Here is a 17,909-nt window from a genome sequence, read left to right on the forward strand (position 1 = left end):
AAGTTCAATCCTCAGCGGGAAGCCGAAAATGAACGCCACCCATCCTGATATTCGTACCCTGCTTCAACGCCGCATTCCCGGTCATGCGCTGGAGCAGCCCTTTTACACCTCGGCCAAGATCTATCAGCAGGATCTTGAGAATATCTTCTACCGCGAGTGGCTTTATGCCATCCCGGCCTGCCAGCTTGCAAAACCCGGCGCCTATGCCACCATGCGTATAGGCGCCTATAACATCGTCATTGTCCGGGGTCGCGACGATCAGATCCGCGCCTTTCACAACTCATGCCGGCATCGCGGTTCAATCATCTGCAAAGAGCATCACGGCAAGGTCGCAAAGCTGGTCTGCCCCTATCATCAATGGACCTACGACCTTGACGGCTCATTGGTTTGGGCAAGCAATATGGGCCCCGATTTCGACCCGGCGCGGCATGGGTTGCGGCCGGTCGCGCTGCGCAATCTCAGGGGGCTGATTTATGTCTGCCTGTCGGATGATCCCCCGGATTTCGACGATTTCGCCCGGCAGGCCGCCCCTTATCTGGAGGTCCATGACCTTGAGGATGCCAAGGTCGCCCATAGCTCGACGATCATCGAAAAAGGCAACTGGAAGCTGGTCTGGGAAAACAACCGCGAATGCTATCATTGCAGCGGTAACCACCCTGCCCTGTGCCGGTCATTCCCGCTGGACCCCGAAGTCGCGGGCGTCGCGGCTGATGGCTCGATCTCAGCACGGCTGCAGGCGCATTTCGACCGTTGCGCGGCGGCGGGCGCTCCGGCGCAGTTCCTGCTGTCAGGAGACGGACAGTTCCGGCTTGCACGGATGCCGCTGCAGGAAACCGCGGTCAGCTATACGATGGACGGCAAGGCCGGGGTACAAAAGCCACTTGGCCGGGTGGCACTGCCTGACGCGGGTTCACTGTTGGTGTTCCATTACCCCTCGACCTGGAACCATTTCCTGTCCGACCACTCGCTGACTTTCCGGGTCATGCCGATCAGCCCGACCGAAACCGAGGTGACAACCACATGGCTTGTTCACAAGGATGCGGTTGAGGGCGTCGATTATGACCTCAAACGCCTGACCGAGGTCTGGATCGCCACCAATGACGAGGATCGCGAGATCGTCGAGACGAACCAGCAGGGCATCCTTTCGCCGGCCTATGTCCCCGGTCCCTATGCGCCCGACTGGGAAAGCGGGGTGATCCAGTTCATCGACTGGTATGCCGCGTGGATGGAACGTGCCCTCATCCCTGAACGCATGGCAGCCGAGTGACGATGACCGCAGCGACATGACCCGCCCTGTCCTTTTGGAGCGATACCGAAGAGCTGGAAAGCGTCTCATGCCTGGAAGAGGTGCCGAATGTTATGACCTTTGCATTCCGCAGCCCTTCGGGGGCGCTTTTCACCTATGAGCCGGTGCCTCAGGGTATCGGGCATCGGACCTCTGCCATCTAATCCTCGCCCTCGCGGCCGGGATCGCTGACGGTGACGGTCAAGGCCCGGCCGGGTTCGGTCGGCACGCGCTGGATGCTTGATCATCTGCGCCCCCGGGTATGCGCCTGCGTGCCCGGGGAACCGGGCGGCAGCTTTTCGATCCTGCGCCGGCCTGCAGCGAAATACCTGCTCATCTCGGCCGGGTCAGGCATCACGCCAATGATGTCGATGACGGCATTTTTATACGATTTCTGGCGCGCGCCAGACATTGTCTTTGTCAACTGCCCACGCCGTCCACAAAGGTCGCATCGCTACACGAACTGATGCCCGAGGAGATCTTTGCCGCCTTGGGCAAAAGCCTGTGTGCCGGCACGTCGGGAAACCATCATGAACACCGTTCGGGCTGCGGCACCTGTCAGGTGCTGAAACTCTCGGGTCAGGTTCAAATGGTTCATAACGGCGGGATCACCGACGAGAACGTCGAGGCCGACTATAATTCTGGCCTGCTGCGCGCGTCCCCTGGGCGATGTCGTGATCGACCTGTGACACCCTCAGACCGCCATGGCGCGGGCGATCCAGGCTGCAATCATCAGATCCAGATGCGCGCCGCCACCATTCTTGAAAACGGTGATCTCATCGTTGGATTGACGGCGGCGAGCGTCGGACTGCACAAGGTCGTAAAGATCGCCAAGCACGCTACCCGCCGTAATCGCGCCCGAGGCGATGGGCATCATCAGCTCTCCGATATGGCCAAGCGTGGTGGCACGGCTGTCCACGAACAGCGCGCCTTTCGCCATCAACGCATCATCGGCCTCTCGCATATCGGCCTTAAAGGCACCGATCAGATCGACATGGGTACCGGGCCGGACCCAATCGCCCAGAATGACTGGCTGGCGTGCCATGGTAGCCGATGAGATGATATCGGCATCTGCCGCCGCCGCCCTCAGATCCGTCACAGCAATCAGATCAGCGTTGACCCCTTCAAGCCTTGCGACCAGATCCTGTGCCTGCTCGGGTCGTCGAGACCAGATCGAAACACGCTCAATGCCGGACAGCACTGCCGTATAAGCTTTGACAAGGCTTGTCGCCACCGTCCCCGCCCCGACGATCAGCAGATGCCGGCTGTCGGCGCGTGCAAGCAGGCTGGCCCCAAGCACGGAATCTGCAGCAGTCTTGAATTCGGTGACTAGCGGGCTGTCCACGATCGACAAAAGCCCGCCGGTATCGTGGTCAAAGACCAGCATTGCCCCCTGAACCGTCGGCAGCCCCCGCGCGGCATTGCCGTCAAGCACGGTAAAGGTTTTGGCTCCATAACCCAGCCCCTCGATATAGGCCGAGCGGCTCATCATCGTTCCGGTCGGCGGGCCAAGAAAGGCGTCCCGGATCTCGGCACGCGGCAGGGTGTGACCATGACGCAGGGCCTCAACCGCATCGACCCATTTCAGCCGTCCAATCGCATCCCGATACGAAAGAAACTGCGGCGCAGAACCCTTGTTTGTCATGGATAGCGATGCCTCCTGTGCTGTGATCGCGGACCGGCGCCCGTGCCGGCATGGTCCCGGCATATCGGCCATTTTTCCCAGCGATGGTCAATCTTTCCTCCATCAAATCATGTGTGAAATCGTCCGGTTCAGTTCGATGCTCAGGCAAAGTATTTACTAGTATGCAAGTATGCATTATGAACAGGGCGGGAAGAGGAATCATCTCAATGCAGCCAACCATCGACTTTACGCTTTCGACGGCGCCCCAGGTTTATGACTGGTTGCGGGATGCCATTCTGCGCGGGGCCCTGCCCCCCGGCACACGGCTAAGCGAGACCGAGATCGGCCAGCAGATCGGTGTCAGCCGCCAGCCGGTGCGCGAAGCCTTCATCCGGCTGACCGCCGACGGGCTGGCCGAGGTTCGACCCCAGCGGGGAACCTATATCCGCCGGATCTCGATTTCGGCGGTGCTTTCGGCCCGGCTGATCCGCGAGGCAGTGGAAAGCGACCTGATCCGCATGCTGGCCGAACAGGCAGACGACAAGCTGATCACACAGCTGGATCAGGAAATCGCCGAGCAAAGCGAAGCCGTGGCCCGCGATGACGCCGAAACCTTCGTACGCCTTGACGACCGTTTTCATCGCCTGCTGGCCGTCGCCGTCGGACAAGAGGCGGTGTGGGAGGTGCTTGAGGGCCTCAAATCCCAGATGAACCGGCTGCGCTACATCACGGCGCGAACCTTCGACATACAAAAGCTTATCGGCCAGCACGCCGAAATCGTGGACGGTCTGCGCAATCACGACCCCGCGCTGGCCGAGGCCGCAATGCGCCGCCATCTGCGCGAACTGCTGAACGACCTGCCGGAAATCAGCCGCAGCCGACCCGAACTTTTCATACCCTGACGTATCATCCCGGAGGAGAACGATGATCACCCTGAACCGTCGCCGCTTTGCGGCGCTGGCCATGGCCTGCCTGACCGCTGCATCTGCCCTGACCGCCTCGGCCGCTGAACTGACGCTCAAGCTTGGCCATCTCGCCAATGAACAGAACTCCTGGCACAAGGCCTCGCTGAAATTCGCCGAAGAGCTTGAGCAGCGGACCCAAGGCCGCATCGCAGTCGAGGTGTTCCCCAACGACTCGCTTGGCCGCGAGATGGACCTGATCAACGGCATGCAGCTGGGCACGGTCGAAATGACCATCACCGGCGAAAGCCTGCAGAACTGGGCGCCGATGGCGGCGCTGTTGGCCATCCCCTATGCCTATCGCTCGCTTGAGCATATGGATGAGGTCGCAGCAGGAGAGATCGGCGAAAAGATCAAGGCGCAGATCATCGAACGCGCCCAGGTCCGCCCCATCGCTTATTTCGCGCGCGGCCCGCGCAACCTGACCGCAAACCGCGCCATCACCAACCCGGGCGAACTGAACCGGATGCGGCTGCGGGTCCCGAACGTGCCGCTGTTCGTCGACACCTGGACCGCGCTAGGCGCCCAGCCGACGCCGATGGCCTTTTCCGAAGTGTTCACCTCGCTTCAGAACGGCACAATCGACGGGCAGGAAAACCCGGTGGCACTGATCCAGACTGCCTCGCTTAACGAGGTGCAAAGCCATGTGAACCTGACCGAACATGTGCGCAGCTGGATCTATCTGACCATCGCCGAGCAGGTCTGGCAGGGCCTTTCGGAAGAGGATCAGGGCCATGTGATGGAGGCCGCCCGCATCGCCCAGGAATACGAGCGTCAGCAGTTTCTGCAGGATGAGGATGCGATCCGCGCCGATCTCGAGGCCAAGGGTATGACCTTTGTCGAGGTTGATCAGAAAGCTTTTGCCGACGCCTCGCGAGAAGCAGTGATCAAGAGCGTCGACGAAAGCATTCGTCCCATCGTCGAAGATCTCTTCAAACAGTGACCGCAACCTTGTGTCCGCCGGTCTGTCCCTTTTGCGGGCCGGCAAATGCCATCAGGGGTTTGGAACCATGAAAAATCTGGCTCTCTTGCAGCGCGGTCTTGCGGCGCTTTGCCGGTTCGCCATCGGCGTGGTCTTCTTTGCGCTGATCGCGGTGGTTACGCTTCAGATCACCACACGTACCTTTGGCCTGCCTTCACCGGTCTGGACCGAAGAGCTGTCGCGCTATCTGCTGCTTTACATGACGGCGCTGGGCATCGGCATGTCGCTGATGACGGGCGAACTGGTGAACGTCGACCTGTTGCAGGAAACCGTATCAGCAAGCCGGGCATGGTGGATGCGCCTTATTGCCGCCATCTGCACGGCCGGGCTGGGCGCGGTGATGATCTGGCCGGCATGGAAATTCACCAGGATCGGGGCATTCCAGCAATCCCCAAGCCTGCGCTGGCCGATGGACATCATTCATGCCTCGGTGCTGCTGCTGTCTGTGATGCTGTTTCTTTTCGCCCTTTTGCGTGTGATCGGCATGATCGCGGGCAACGATGACGGGCGGCCCCATCTTTCTGAGGAAGCCTGAGTCCATGGATCTGTTCCTGCTTCTGACCACTTTCGTCGTCACGCTGGCACTGGGCGTGCCGGTTGCCGTCTGTCTTGGGCTTGCATCGCTGGCCTATATCCTGTCGGCTGGGCTGCCGGTGGTGATCATTCCGCAGCGCATGTATGCCGGCATGGATGTTTTTGTGCTGCTGTGCATCCCGGGCTTTATCCTTGCCGGGAACCTGATGAACTTTGGCGGCATCACCGAGCGGATCATCCGGCTTGCCAATGCGCTGGTCGGCTGGATGCGCGGCGGGCTTGCACTGGCCAATGTCGCGGATTCGATGATGTTCGGCGGCGTCTCGGGCACTGCCGTTGCCGATGTCGCCGCAACCGGCGGGGTGATGATCCCCGGCATGAAGAAATCCGGCTATCCCGGCGATTTTGCCGCTGCGATCACCGCCGCCTCGTCCACCGTCGGCCCGATGCTGCCGCCAAGCGTCCCGATGATCATCGTCGGCGCGCTGTCGGGCATCTCGGTCGGCCAGCTGTTTCTTGCGGGGGCGGTACCGGGCGTTCTGATGGGCATCGCCATGGGGGTGACCTGCTACATCCTCGCCGTACGCCGCAACTATCCGCGGCAAGAGTGGAAAGGTTTCAGCGAACTGCTCGCAGCATTCCTGTCGGCGTTCTGGGCCTTGGCCATGACCGGCCTGATCATCGGTGGCCTTCTGACCGGCATTGCCACCCCGACCGAAACCGCGATCGTTGCCTGCCTTTACGCCTTTGTCGTCGGTGCCTTCATCTACCGCGAATTGCCGATCCGCGCTGTGCCCCGCATTGTCATCGACAGCGCCATCTCTTCGGCTGGAATTCTGGCGCTGGTGGGTTTTGCCAACGTCTTTGGCTCGATCCTCGCGTCCGAACGTATTCCGCAAATGCTGGTCAACAGCGTGTTGGCGATCACCGACAACCCGATCCTGGTCATTCTGCTGATCAACATCCTGCTGCTGTTCGTCGGCATGTTCATGGAGACGATCGCCGCGCTTATCATCCTGTTCGTGCCTTTGCTGGGACTTGCGACCAGCGTCGGGATCGAGCCGCTGCATTTTGCGACCTTCGCGGTCCTGAACCTGATGATCGGGCTGACCACGCCTCCGGTCGGGGTGTGCCTGTTTGTCGCCTGCAACATCGCACGCGAACCGCTGGCGCGGGTAATCAGTGCCGTGATCCCCTTTCTTATCTCGAATATCATCGTACTGCTGCTGGTGTCCTATTACCCGCCCTTTGCCACCTGGCTGCCGTCGACACTGATGGGGAACTGACATGGCACAAGAGATCGCCTGCCGCCTGTATGCTGCCCGCGACCTGCGGATCGAGCCCTTGGCCCAACCGCAGCCCGGCGGGGACGCCGCCCTGATCCGCGTTCTGCGCGGGGGCATCTGCGGATCGGACCTGCATTACTATCACGACGGCGGCTTTGGACCGGTCAGGGTACGTGAACCCATCGTTCTGGGCCATGAGGCCGCCGGGGTGGTCGAGGCCGCCCCCGCAGGCTCGGGCCTTGCGCCGGGTCAGCTGGTGGCACTGTCACCCTCGCGTCCTTGCGGCGAATGCGAGTATTGCCGCGCGGGCGAGGATCGGCACTGCCTGGCAATGCGCTTTAGCGGTTCAGCGATGCGCCTGCCGCATGAGGATGGATTTTTCCGCAGTCGGCTGTACCACCCCGTCGCGCAATGCCTGCCGCTGCCCAATGATATCGGGGCAGAGGCCGCAGCCGGGGCCGAGCCTTTGGCGGTCTGTCTGCATGCCCTGACCATGGCGCCCGACCTTTCGGACCGCCGCGTGCTGATCACAGGCGCTGGTCCCATCGGCGCGATCTGCACCGCACTTGCCCGTCTGCACGGTGCTGCAGAAATCATTGTGACCGATGTTCAGGACTTCACCTTGGGGATCGCGCGCCGCATGGGGGCCGACCGTGCGGTAAACGTTGCCGAAAACCCCGAGGCGCTGAATGATCTGGCCGAGGGCAAGGGGCGCGTCGACGTGGTGCTGGAATGCTCGGCCAATCCCCATGCCATCGCGCAGGCCATCAGTATGACCCGCCCGCAGGGCACCATCGTTCAGATCGGTGTCGCGGGCACCCTGCCCCTGCCGCTGAACCTGATCGTCGCCAAAGAGCTACGCGTCTTTGGCACCCACCGGTTTGACCGCGAGTTTGCACAAGCGGTCCAGATGATCAGCACAGGCCGGATCGACCTGTCGCCCATGGTTACAGAAACCCTGCCCGCGACCGAGGCGCAGCGCGCCTTTGACCTTGCAGGCGACCGGACTCAGGCGGTCAAGGTTCAGCTTGATTTCGGGGCCTGAGCGATGCCAGTAATCACCGAAATCGAGGACTTGCGCCGCCTGCACCGGCAACGTGTCCCGCGTATGTTCTATGATTATGTCGATGTCGGGGCCTGGACCGGCAGCACCTATCGCGCCAATCGTGCCGATTTCGGACGGATCCTGCTGCGCCAGCGCGTTGCCCGCAATATCGAGAACCGCAACCTTGCAACCACCATGCTGGGCCAGCAGGTCTCAATGCCTCTGGCGCTGGCGCCGGTCGGGCTGTTGGGTATGCAGCACCCGGACGGAGAGATCTGCGCCGCCCGTGCTGCGCTGGCTGCAGGCGTACCCTTTACGCTTTCGACCATGTCCATGTGCTCGATCGAGGATGTGGCCAGGGCGACAGGCGCACCTTTCTGGTTCCAGCTCTATACCCTGCGGGACGAAGAGTTTCTGGACAGCGTCCTTGACCGGGCCCGCCGCGCCGGGGTCTCGGCCCTGGTGCTGACGCTGGACCTGACCATTCAGGGTCAGCGCCATAAGGACTTAAAGAACCGCATGACCGCGCCACCGCGCATGACCTTGCCAAACCTCATTGATATCGCGATGCATCCCCGCTGGGCCTTGGGGATGCTGCGCACGCGCCGGCGCAGCTTTGGCAATATCGTCGGCCATGCACGCGGGGTTACCAATCTGGGTGATCTGATGGACTGGACCTCGCGCCAGTTCGATCAGCGGCTTGACTGGGCGCGGGTCGAACAGATCATCCGCAAATGGGGCGGGCCGGTGATCCTTAAAGGCATCAACGACCCCGAGGACGCCCGCCGCGCGCTGGATACCGGTTGCGCCGCGATCCTTGTGTCGAACCACGGCGGGCGTCAGCTTGACGGCGCGCCTTCGACCATCCGCGCCCTGCCCTTGATCCGTCGCGCTGTCGGGCCGGATTTCCCGCTTTATCTCGACAGCGGAATCCAGTCGGGACAAGAGGCGCTGAAAGCCATCGCCAGCGGCGCGAACGGCGTCTTTATCGGCCGCGCCTTTACCTATGGCCTTGGCGCCATGGGTCAGAAGGGGGTCGAGACGGCGCTCACCATCCTGCGGCGCGAAATGGACATCACCATGGCGCTTTGCGGCGTCAATGATATCAGGAATTTCGGTCCCGAATGCCTCTGGCCCGGGGACCGAGGCAATGCTGCCTGAAGAATAAGGAACAAACGAATGCGACATACCTGGCGCTGGTTCGGTCCCAAAGACAGGGTCTCGATCGACGACATGCTGCAGGCGGGGGTACAGGGCGTGGTCACCGCGCTGCACCATGTGCCCACGGGTACCGTCTGGTCGCCCCAGGAAATCGCCCGTCGGCAGGCTGAACTGTCGGTGATGACCGATGGTGCGCCCTCGGGGCTGAAATGGGAGGTCGTCGAAAGCCTGCCCGTCAGCGAGGCGATCAAGACCCAGACCGGCGATTGGCGCGGCCATGTCCAGAACTGGATCACTTCGATGCGCCATCTTAAGGCCGCAGGAATCGAGGTGATCTGCTATAACTTCATGCCGGTTCTGGACTGGACGCGCACCGATCTGGCCTGGCGGCGGCCGAATGGCGCGCGCTGCATGCGCTTTGATCTGATCGACTTTGCGGCCTTCGATCTGCATATACTGCAACGCAAGGGTGCAGCCGAGGATTTCCCGGAAGAGCTGCGCGATGAGGCCGGCCGCCGCTTTGCCGCCATGGACGAAACGCGCCGCAAGGAACTGGCAGGCAACGTCGTCTTTGGCCTGCCCGGCGCGGCTGAGCATTTCACGCTTGAGGACGTGCGGGCGCTGCTTGACAGCTACGCACCGGTAACGGATGCGGTTCTGCGCCGGAACTTTCATGACTTCCTTGAACAGGTGGTTCCCGTCGCGCAAGAGATCGGCGTGCGCCTGTGCTGCCACCCAGACGATCCGCCCTTCCCACTGCTGGGCTTGCCCCGCGTCATGTCGACCGAGGCCGATTATGCCGAACGTATGGCAGCGGTCGACCTGCCGGCAAATGGCATCACGCTTTGCTCGGGCTCGCTTGGGGCTCGGCCTGAAAATAACCTGCCCGGCATGATGGAACGGCTGGGCGACCGGGTGCATTTCCTGCATCTGCGCAACGTGCGCCGTGACACCGACACGGCCCCCTGTTCGTTCTTCGAGGATGAACATCTGGCCGGCCAGACCGATATGATCGCGCTGATCGCCGCCGTTCTGCGCGAAGAGGCCCGACGCCGCGACGCTGGCCGCTCTGACGCATTGATCCCGATGCGCCCGGATCATGGTCAGGACATTCTTGACGATATCGGCCGTGGTGGCCAGCCGGGCTATCCCGCCATTGGCCGACTGAAAGGGCTCGCTGAGCTGCGCGGGGTTGAGCTGGCCCTTAGCCACGGGGCGCGGCTGTGACCGCGCGCCTGACCAGCCTTGACGGTCTGCCGCCCGAGGTTGCACTGCCCGGCTATGACCGGGCGGCGCATGGGTTTGGCATTCTGCATCTTGGGCTCGGGGCGTTTCATCGCGCCCATCAGGCCGTCCATACCGATGATGCACTGGCGGCAGAGGGCGGGGACTGGCGCATCATTGGCGCCAACCTGCGCAGCCGCGACATCCCCGAGGCTATGAACGCACAGAACGGGCTGTTCACCGTGCTTGAACGGTCCGGGGCCGATCGTGCCCGGATCATCGGTGCCCATGGCCCGGCAATCGGCGGAGATGCGGCGGCGATCCTGCGCACAGCCTGTGACCCCAAAATCCGCATCCTGTCGCTGACCGTTTCGGAAAAGGCCTATGGGATCGACCGCGCCGCGATGGATGCAGATCCTACCCATCCCGCCGTTGCCACCGACTTGGCGCGGCCGCAAAAACCGCAGGGCGTCCTGGGGATCATCACCGCCGCGCTTGCGGCCCGCCGCAAGGCCGGAGTCGCACCTTTCACTGTCCTTAGCTGCGACAACCTGCCCGACAATGGCCCTCTGCTGCGGGCTGGTGTGCTGGGGTTCGCCCGCCGCCTTGACACCGATCTGGGCGCGTGGATCGCGGATCATGTCGCCTTTCCGGCCACCATGGTGGACCGTATCACCCCCGCCACGACCAAGCGCACGCTTGCCGATGTCGAGACGATGACCCTGTGCCGCGATCTTGCCGCAGTAGAAACCGAGCCGTTCAGCCAATGGGTGATCGAGGATCGTTTCCCGCAAGGCCGCCCGGCGTGGGAGGCAGGGGCCGCGCTTTTCGTCAGCGATGTTCGCCCCCATGAGGCGATGAAGCTGCGTATGCTGAACGGCAGCCACTCACTCATCGCATATGCCGGGCAGATGCTCGACCTGCTTCATGTGCGTGATGCGATGGCAGATGCGCCGCTGGTCGCACTGATCCGCCGTCACATGCAGGCAGCGGCGGCCACTCTGCCCAAAGAGGCCGGACTCGATCCCGACGCCTATGCCGAGGCGTTACTTGCCCGCTTTGCCAATCCGGCTATCGCCCATCAGACCCGCCAGATCGCCATGGACGGGACCGAGAAACTGCCACAACGCTGGTTTGCCCCGGCTGCTGATCTGCTGCGCGCGGGTGGCGATACCGGCCCCTATGCTTTTGCAACCGCGATCTGGCTGGCCTGGCTTGCCTCGGTGACCCAGCCACCGGACGATCCGCGCGGGGCGCTGCTTTTGGATCTGGTGCGCAAAGCGGGCGCAGATGATGAGGCACTGACCCGTTCAATCCTTGCGCTGCCGGGGCTTGTCCCGCCGGATCTGGCCGCAAACGCGGGGTTCGTCAGCGCGGTGCAGGAAAACCTTGCCCATATCCGCCGCGACGGATTACGTGCGGCCATCACGACAGAGCTGAATTCATGAGCAAGACGATCCTTTCCATCGGTGAGGCAATGGTCGAGCTGTCGCCATCGGGTCAGGACGGGCTGTGGCGGCTGGGTATTGCCGGGGACACGCTGAATACCGCATGGTATCTGCGCCATCAGCTGTCCTCCGACTGGCGCATTGCATATTGCAGCCGCATCGGCATGGGACAGTTTTCGCAACAGATGGTCGATTTCCTGACCGGCGAGGGGATCGACGCCACCCACGTCTCTCGCGATCCACAGCGCGAAATTGCGCTTTACGCCATCTCGCTAAAGGATGGCGAGCGCAGCTTCAGCTATTGGCGCGACACCTCGGCGGCAAAGCGTCTGGCGGACGATCCGACTGTGCTTGCCTCAGCCCTGCAAGGGACGGCGATCGCCTATTTCTCGGGTATCACGCTTGCCATCCTGCCCGACGCGGGCCGCAAAGTTCTGATCCAGGCGCTTAGCGCCGCCCGCGCCGCGGGCACTCAGGTGGTCTTTGACCCTAACTTGCGCCCCCGGCTGTGGCCGGATCTGCCAGTCATGCGCAATGAGATCGAAGCCGCTGCCGCCATCGCCGATCTCGTCCTGCCAAGCTTTGACGATGAGTACAGCTTTTTCGGCGACGGCGATCCGCATGCAACGATTGCCCGCTATCTAAGCCGGGGGGCGGGGCAGGTGGTGGTCAAGGCGGGAGGTGCCGCGATCCACTATGGCGGCCGCGAGGGCGCAGGGTTGATCAAGGATCTGCCGCGTGAAACCCCGGTCGATACCACCGCCGCCGGCGACAGTTTCAACGCCGGATATCTGGCTGCACGTATCGGCGGAGCCGATATTCCTGCCGCGATCCATGCTGCGCATGACCTCAGCCGGAAGGTGATCCTTAACCACGGCGCATTGGTCCGTGAGGCAGTGGCGCGGTAAGAAGGTCACGAAACCACAGCAGATGCCCTTGGGCGAAATGCTTCAGGTTCTGACACTGGATGATGTGCGGAAACCCCACCGGCAGGCCGGTCGGCAGCCGCGATGACTATTGATGGCGGCTGAAGCGTAAGCGATACTTCAGACCGGAGGTTTTCATGCCCAGAATATCGCTTGAATTTTAATTCATATCAATGGATTGAGATTTATTCATTATAAAGAAAATCAAGAATAATTCCCTGTAAAAAACCTTGGCCACAGTCCAGTTTTCATCCACCGCAGATCCTCTGGCACAAACTCCCCGGGCAGGTTCTGATAGCACACTGGACGTAGAAACCTGCGGATCGCCATGGTGCCGGCCGAGGTCGCGCCAAAGTTCGTCGAGGTCGGATATGGGCCGCCGTTAACCATGACATCACAGACCTCGACACCAGTTGGAAAGCCATTCACCAGTACCCTGCCCGCCTTGCGCTCAAGGATCGGCAGCAGACGCTGCGCATGGGGCAGATCGGCGCCATCCATATGCAGGGTGCCGGTCAATCGCCCCTCAAGGTCACGCGCCAGAGTCAGCATCTCGTCCAGATCGCACACCAGCACGATCAGACCCAAGGGACCAAAAACCTCCTGGCCAAACGCCGGGTCGGCGAGAAGTTCCGAAACTCTCGTTTCGTAAAGGTTCGGCCCTGCCTCGCGGCCAGCAGCATAAGAAGTCACAAGCGGCCTGACTGCATTGCGACTGTCGAGCACCGGGTTGCCGCAACGATAGGCCTCGGCAATGCTCTCGGTCAGTATGACCTGAGGATCTACCTGTCCCGGCGCCGCACGGATGGCTGCGGCGAAACGGTCGGTATCGGGACCCTCAACCACAACGGCGATGCCGGGATCAGTACAAAACTGGCCTGCCCCCAACCGGCCCGGTCGCTGCCCGGATCATCAGCCCGCGCGGCAAGAGCTGCCGACGAAAAAAACATCGGATTGCCTGAACCCGGCTCGCCCAAAAACGGGATCGGTTCTGGCCGGGCAGCGCAAAGATCAAACGGCGCACGCCCCCTCCCGGCTAGGCTACCGGTACTGATCAGCGGATGCTGGACCAAGGCCGCGCCCGTCTGATGCTCCGTCCCCTGGATCAGACTGAATATACCCGGATGCATCCCGGATTTTGTAATGGCTGCACGAATCTCATCTGCAACAATCTCGGCGGTGCCGGGACCACCGGGCATCCGGTGGTAGAGGCCAAGGCGGTGTCGCCACCAGCGGTCGAGAAAGCCAGCGGCAAGTTCGAAGCACCGAACACTGCCACTGGCCCGATCGGGCGCTGGATCAGCCGCAGATCCGGGCGGGGGGCAGGCTGTCGGTCAGGCAGCGCCGGGTCATGGCCTCGATCAAGGTAATCGCCCTTTGCGAATGTGGCTCACGAACATCCGCAGCTGGCCGGCGGTGCAGCCACGCTCACCCTGCAACCGCGCCCCGGGCAAGCCGGTTCCGCGGTTCCAGATCCGGGTGATCGCTTCGGCACAAGCCTTGATCTCATCAGCGATGATTTCGAGAAAGGTCGCCCTCACCTCGCGACTGGTCCAGCCAGAGGGCCAAAACGCATCCTCAGCCGCCTGCACCACCTGATTGACCAGATCAACACTGCCTTGCGAAAACTCATGCACCGGACCATCAACCGGCGCGTTGTGAAAGCGCCGGTCCAAGCCAATCCTTTCCCCCGCGATCAGATCGCCTGCCATGGGCGAAAAGCCCATATCAATATCCTTAAAATTCAAATTCTTTCACGGAATTCCTGCGGCCCAACATGAAGGCGTCAGCGACCAGAACCAGCGGTGACAGATCGACATCACACGCTGACCCGGCGACCAGTTCAGCCATATGGGCATATAGCGCGGGATATTCGCCCATGATGCTCATCTGCCCCCCGGCAGGCTGGCCGTTGATTTCAAGCACATTGCCGCCCATGCGTAGGGCGAGCGTACCGCTGTCAGTCTCGAATTCCATATCCCAGGTCTGCGGCCCCTCTTGCCGAAAGTCGAAATCGGCGGAAATTCCCTGAGACAAGCTTAGCCGTGCAGCGATGGGCGCCTGACGGTTGGCAGGAAAATCAAGCTCTGCGCTCAGCACCCTTGCCGGCTGCGGCAGGATTTCGGTCAGGATAGACAGTGCGTTGACGCCGGGATCGAAAACTCCCATGCCTCCTGCGGCAAAGATCCAGTCCTGACCGGGATGCCATTTACGCACATCCTCGCGCCAGATGATGCGGCCGCCACGTATCTTGCGCCCGGAAAGCCAGACTTTTGCCGCCGCTACGGCCTGTGCCGCCCGCGAATGCCATGAGGCAAACAGCGTCACCCCTTGCGCAAGGGCGAGGTCGTGCAGCGCCTGAACCTCGGCTATCGTCGCGCCCGGCGGCTTTTCCAGCATCACATGCCGGCCCGCGCGCAAGGCAGCGCAGGCCGCTGCAAAGCGCGGCACCGGAGGCAGGCAAAGCGACACCACCCCGATGTCCGGCCGGGCTGCAAGCAGATCCTCGATCTGCACGAAATTCTCGACCCCATCGACGCGGCCATGCCGTGAGACCGTGGCAGAAAGCCGCCACTCAGAAGATGAAGATATGGATGGAACATGCTGATCCTGAGCGATTTTTCCAATCCCGACAAGCGCGATCTTTCGCATCAATGGCTGTCCTTTCCAACCTCGCGGCCCCTGCAGCCGCGCAGGAAATCAAAATCAGCCCCGGTATCGGCTCCCCCGACATGCTCATGGAATAGCTGCGCATACCCGCCCTGCGGATGCGGCGCGGGGCTTTGCCAGACGGCCAGCCTGCGCTCGATCTCTTCCTGCGGGACGTCCAGATGCAGGCGACGGTTCGGCACATCAAGCTCGATCATGTCACCGTTGCGGACGATGGCCAAAGGCCCCCCCCGCGCCGCCTCGGGCGAAACATGCAGCACCACCGTACCATAGGCCGTACCCGACATGCGCGCGTCCGAAATCCGTACCATGTCCGTGATCCCCTTGCGCAGCACCTTGGGCGGCAGGCCCATGTTGCCAACCTCGGCCATGCCTGGATAACCGCGCGGACCGCACATCTTCAGCACCATGACGCAGGTTTCGTCGATATCGAGTGCCTCGTCATTGATGCGCGCCTTGTAGTCGTCGATATCCTCAAAAACCACGGCGCGACCACGATGGCGCATCAGATGCGGACTGGCGGCCGAAGGTTTAAGCACCGCGCCATCCGGGGCAAGGTTGCCCCGCAGGACGGCGATGCCACCCTGATCGGTCAGCGGGTGTTCAGCAGGCAAGATGACCTCTTCGTTCCAGTTCCGCACATCTTTGACCTCATCCCAGACTGAACGGCCCGAGACAGTCAGCGCCTCCTGATGCAACAGGCCAGCCTCTCCCAAACGCTTAAGAACTACAGGTAAACCACCGGCGTAAAAGAATTCTTCCATCAAGTACTGACCGGACGGCATCAGGTTCACGATGGTCGGAACGTCGCGGCCAAGCCGGTCCCAATCGTCCAGCGTCAGATCGACCCCGACCCGACCAGCCAGCGCCAGAAGGTGGATCACCGCATTGGTCGATCCGCCAATCGCGCCATTGGTACGGATCGCGTTCTCAAAGGCCTCACGGGTCAGGATATCGCTGGGCTTAAGGTCGTCCTTGACCATCTGGACGATCCGACGCCCGGTCAGTTGCGCCATGACGCGGCGGCGCGAATCCACGGCGGGGATCGCAGCATTGCCCGAAAGGGCCATCCCCAGCGCCTCGGCCATACTGGCCATGGTCGAGGCTGTGCCCATGGTGTTGCAGGTCCCTGAGGAACGGCTCATCGCGGCCTCGGCCTCAAGGAATTCCTCCTGCGTCATCTCGCCGGCTTTGACCGCCTCGCTGAATTTCCACAGATGCGTGCCCGAGCCGATCCTCTCGCCCCGGAACCAGCCGTTCAGCATCGGCCCGCCGGTGACAACGATCGAGGGGATATCGGTCGAGGCAGCCCCCATCAGCAAGCTGGGCGTGGTCTTGTCACAACCGACCATCAGCACCGCGCCGTCGATGGGCTGGCCGCGCATCGCCTCTTCGACAGCCATGGCGGCAAGATTGCGATACATCATCGCGGTCGGACGATAGGTGTTTTCGCTTGCTGAAAAGACCGGAACCTCGACGGGAAAGCCCCCGGCCTCCCACACGCCGGCCTTCACCTTTTCGGCCAGATCGCGCAGGTGACCGTTACAGGGTGTCAGATCAGACCAGGTGTTGAGAATGCCAATGACCGGACGTCCGTCAAAAATATCATGGGGATAGCCCTGATTTTTTAACCAGCCGCGATGATAGATGGTGTCACGGGAATTGCCGCCATACCAATGTTGGGAACGCAGCTTACGCGGCCAGGGGGCGGGAGTGAAAGACTTGGACATCAAAGCACCTCGACACAGGTCAGGGGTTCGCTACGCTGATCCAGTGCCAGCGGATTGCGCAGCGCGAGACCAAGTGCCGGGGCCTCGATCTCGAACACATCGCCTGCGCGGCAGCGAATATCATCGGCGAAGGACAGGGTCGCAGTGCCAAAGAAATGCACATGCACATCACCCGGCTGACGGAAAAGCGCGTATTTAAAGTGATGATGTTCAAGGTTGGCGATGCTATGGGACATATTCGCCTCTCCTGACAGAAAGGGTTTTTCCCACAGGACCGAACCGCCCCGCAGAATACGGCTCATGCCCTCGACATGCCGGGGCAGATCGCCAAGCAGGATCTCGGGACCAAAGCTGGCCGGGCGCAGTTTGGAATGGGCAAGCCACAGGTAATTCCCCCGCTCGGTCACATGGTCCGAGAATTCGTTGCCAAGCGCAAAGCCAAGGCGAAAGGGCCGGCAATCCGGACCGATCAGATAAAGGCCGGCAATCTCGGGCTCTTCGCCCGCGTCCAGCGCAAAGGCGGGCGCGGTCAGGGGCGCGCCAGGCACGGCCAGCGCATGGCCGTTGCCCTTGTAGAACCATTCAGGCTGCACCCCCGGTTCATCCGGCGCGGGCTTTCCGCCTTCCAGACCCATGCGGAACATCTTCATACTGTCCGTGATATCGGCTGCATCAATTGCCGCACCATGCATGGCATCGCGCGCCGCTGCCGAACCAAGATGCGTCAAGCCTGTGCCGCTGACATGCAAATGCGCCGGATCGGGATGGTCGAGCGGTAGCAGAACCCGTCCCTCGGCCAGCGCGGCAACCAGATCGACCGCAGCACCCTGTCCACGGCTTTCAGCTTCGGCCGCAAGGCTGTGTCTGGCAGCGATGGCGGCCAAGGCCAGATCGCGGGTGCTTTCCGCCCCCGGCACCAGATGTGCCTGATCCTGACGGCGCAGAGCAACGGCCCGGCTGCCCTCAGGCAGAATTAGTTGAGACAGATACATGCTATGGCCCTCGCTGCGATCGGTCAGAGCGGGGTACCAC

The 17,909-nt window shown here is 62.0% G+C and carries 14 protein-coding genes and 1 pseudogene; 10 read left to right on the top strand and 5 right to left on the bottom strand.

The features are described 5' to 3' along the window. Window positions 1-28 precede the first annotated feature (28 nt). Window positions 29-1,267, top strand: a complete 1,239-nt coding sequence (locus F8A10_RS05930; protein ID WP_152366900.1) for an aromatic ring-hydroxylating oxygenase subunit alpha — start codon at window positions 29-31, stop codon at window positions 1,265-1,267. Between the two features lie 712 nt (window positions 1,268-1,979). On the opposite strand, the gene F8A10_RS05940 is transcribed toward F8A10_RS05930, so the two are convergent. Continuing rightward, window positions 1,980-2,930 (bottom strand): ornithine cyclodeaminase family protein, encoded by a 951-nt coding sequence (locus F8A10_RS05940; RefSeq protein WP_010396377.1) that lies wholly within the window; start codon window positions 2,928-2,930, stop codon window positions 1,980-1,982. Window positions 2,931-3,136: 206 nt separating this feature from the next. On the opposite strand from F8A10_RS05940, the gene F8A10_RS05945 reads away from it, so the two are divergent. The 9 genes from F8A10_RS05945 (at window position 3,137) to F8A10_RS05985 (ending at window position 12,459) form a co-directional block, all read left to right on the top strand. Further along, window positions 3,137-3,811 carry a GntR family transcriptional regulator gene (locus tag F8A10_RS05945; RefSeq protein ID WP_010396379.1) on the top strand — a complete coding sequence of 225 codons (675 nt, stop codon included), beginning with the start codon at window positions 3,137-3,139 and terminating at the stop codon, window positions 3,809-3,811. 22 nt (window positions 3,812-3,833) lie between these two features. Further along, a complete protein-coding gene (locus tag F8A10_RS05950; RefSeq protein ID WP_085502956.1) occupies window positions 3,834-4,814 on the top strand; it encodes a TRAP transporter substrate-binding protein in 981 nt (326 codons plus the stop codon). Between the two features lie 67 nt (window positions 4,815-4,881). Beyond that, complete coding sequence (locus tag F8A10_RS05955) at window positions 4,882-5,388, top strand: TRAP transporter small permease (protein WP_010396383.1); 507 nt, start codon at window positions 4,882-4,884, stop codon at window positions 5,386-5,388. 4 nt (window positions 5,389-5,392) lie between these two features. Then, the gene (locus F8A10_RS05960; protein WP_010396385.1) at window positions 5,393-6,673 is read left to right on the top strand and encodes a TRAP transporter large permease; all 1,281 of its coding nucleotides are present in this window, start codon (window positions 5,393-5,395) and stop codon (window positions 6,671-6,673) included. A 1-nt stretch (window position 6,674) separates the two neighbouring features. Next, window positions 6,675-7,718, top strand: a complete 1,044-nt coding sequence (locus F8A10_RS05965; RefSeq protein ID WP_152366901.1) for an L-idonate 5-dehydrogenase — start codon at window positions 6,675-6,677, stop codon at window positions 7,716-7,718. A gap of 3 nt (window positions 7,719-7,721) precedes the next feature. Further along, window positions 7,722-8,879, top strand: a complete 1,158-nt coding sequence (locus F8A10_RS05970; RefSeq protein WP_152366902.1) for an alpha-hydroxy acid oxidase — start codon at window positions 7,722-7,724, stop codon at window positions 8,877-8,879. A gap of 18 nt (window positions 8,880-8,897) precedes the next feature. After that, complete coding sequence (gene uxuA, locus F8A10_RS05975; RefSeq protein ID WP_010396394.1) at window positions 8,898-10,106, top strand: mannonate dehydratase; 1,209 nt, start codon at window positions 8,898-8,900, stop codon at window positions 10,104-10,106. Then, entirely contained in the window at window positions 10,103-11,551 is a 1,449-nt protein-coding gene (locus tag F8A10_RS05980) for a mannitol dehydrogenase family protein (protein WP_152366903.1), read from the top strand. The genes uxuA and F8A10_RS05980 overlap by 4 nt, the downstream gene beginning before the upstream one ends. Next, entirely contained in the window at window positions 11,548-12,459 is a 912-nt protein-coding gene (locus F8A10_RS05985) for a sugar kinase (protein ID WP_152366904.1), read from the top strand. Before F8A10_RS05980 ends, F8A10_RS05985 begins: the two co-directional genes overlap by 4 nt. Window positions 12,460-12,681: 222 nt before the next feature. Here the strand turns inward: F8A10_RS05985 and F8A10_RS05990 are convergent. The 4 genes and pseudogenes from F8A10_RS05990 to araD1 all read right to left on the bottom strand — a co-directional run bounded on the left by F8A10_RS05990 (window position 12,682) and on the right by araD1 (window position 17,869). Further along, a pseudogene (locus F8A10_RS05990) lies at window positions 12,682-14,204 on the bottom strand (aldehyde dehydrogenase (NADP(+))). Window positions 14,205-14,214: 10 nt separating this feature from the next. Continuing rightward, window positions 14,215-15,129, bottom strand: coding sequence for a Gfo/Idh/MocA family protein (locus F8A10_RS05995; RefSeq protein WP_152366905.1), 915 nt, complete (start codon window positions 15,127-15,129; stop codon window positions 14,215-14,217). Next, entirely contained in the window at window positions 15,129-16,877 is a 1,749-nt protein-coding gene (araD, locus tag F8A10_RS06000) for an L-arabinonate dehydratase (protein ID WP_152366906.1), read from the bottom strand. Before araD ends, F8A10_RS05995 begins: the two co-directional genes overlap by 1 nt. Next, the gene (araD1, locus tag F8A10_RS06005; RefSeq protein ID WP_152366907.1) at window positions 16,877-17,869 is read right to left on the bottom strand and encodes an AraD1 family protein; all 993 of its coding nucleotides are present in this window, start codon (window positions 17,867-17,869) and stop codon (window positions 16,877-16,879) included. Before araD1 ends, araD begins: the two co-directional genes overlap by 1 nt. Window positions 17,870-17,909 lie beyond the last annotated feature (40 nt).

The sequence above is a fragment of the Paracoccus kondratievae genome, assembly GCF_009301415.1.
Taxonomy (GTDB): Bacteria; Pseudomonadota; Alphaproteobacteria; order Rhodobacterales; family Rhodobacteraceae; genus Paracoccus; species Paracoccus kondratievae.

Bases quoted from the DNA above. Each gene is read 5' to 3' on its own strand.
- F8A10_RS05930 (WP_152366900.1), top strand. From the start codon at position 29: ATGAACGCCACCCATCCTGATATTCGTACCCTGCTTCAACGCCGCATT.
- F8A10_RS05940 (WP_010396377.1), bottom strand. From the start codon at position 2,930: ATGACAAACAAGGGTTCTGCGCCGCAGTTTCTTTCGTATCGGGATGCG.
- F8A10_RS05945 (WP_010396379.1), top strand. From the start codon at position 3,137: ATGCAGCCAACCATCGACTTTACGCTTTCGACGGCGCCCCAGGTTTAT.
- F8A10_RS05950 (WP_085502956.1), top strand. From the start codon at position 3,834: ATGATCACCCTGAACCGTCGCCGCTTTGCGGCGCTGGCCATGGCCTGC.
- F8A10_RS05955 (WP_010396383.1), top strand. From the start codon at position 4,882: ATGAAAAATCTGGCTCTCTTGCAGCGCGGTCTTGCGGCGCTTTGCCGG.
- F8A10_RS05960 (WP_010396385.1), top strand. From the start codon at position 5,393: ATGGATCTGTTCCTGCTTCTGACCACTTTCGTCGTCACGCTGGCACTG.
- F8A10_RS05965 (WP_152366901.1), top strand. From the start codon at position 6,675: ATGGCACAAGAGATCGCCTGCCGCCTGTATGCTGCCCGCGACCTGCGG.
- F8A10_RS05970 (WP_152366902.1), top strand. From the start codon at position 7,722: ATGCCAGTAATCACCGAAATCGAGGACTTGCGCCGCCTGCACCGGCAA.
- uxuA (WP_010396394.1), top strand. From the start codon at position 8,898: ATGCGACATACCTGGCGCTGGTTCGGTCCCAAAGACAGGGTCTCGATC.
- F8A10_RS05985 (WP_152366904.1), top strand. From the start codon at position 11,548: ATGAGCAAGACGATCCTTTCCATCGGTGAGGCAATGGTCGAGCTGTCG.
- F8A10_RS05995 (WP_152366905.1), bottom strand. From the start codon at position 15,129: ATGCGAAAGATCGCGCTTGTCGGGATTGGAAAAATCGCTCAGGATCAG.
- araD (WP_152366906.1), bottom strand. From the start codon at position 16,877: ATGTCCAAGTCTTTCACTCCCGCCCCCTGGCCGCGTAAGCTGCGTTCC.
- araD1 (WP_152366907.1), bottom strand. From the start codon at position 17,869: ATGTATCTGTCTCAACTAATTCTGCCTGAGGGCAGCCGGGCCGTTGCT.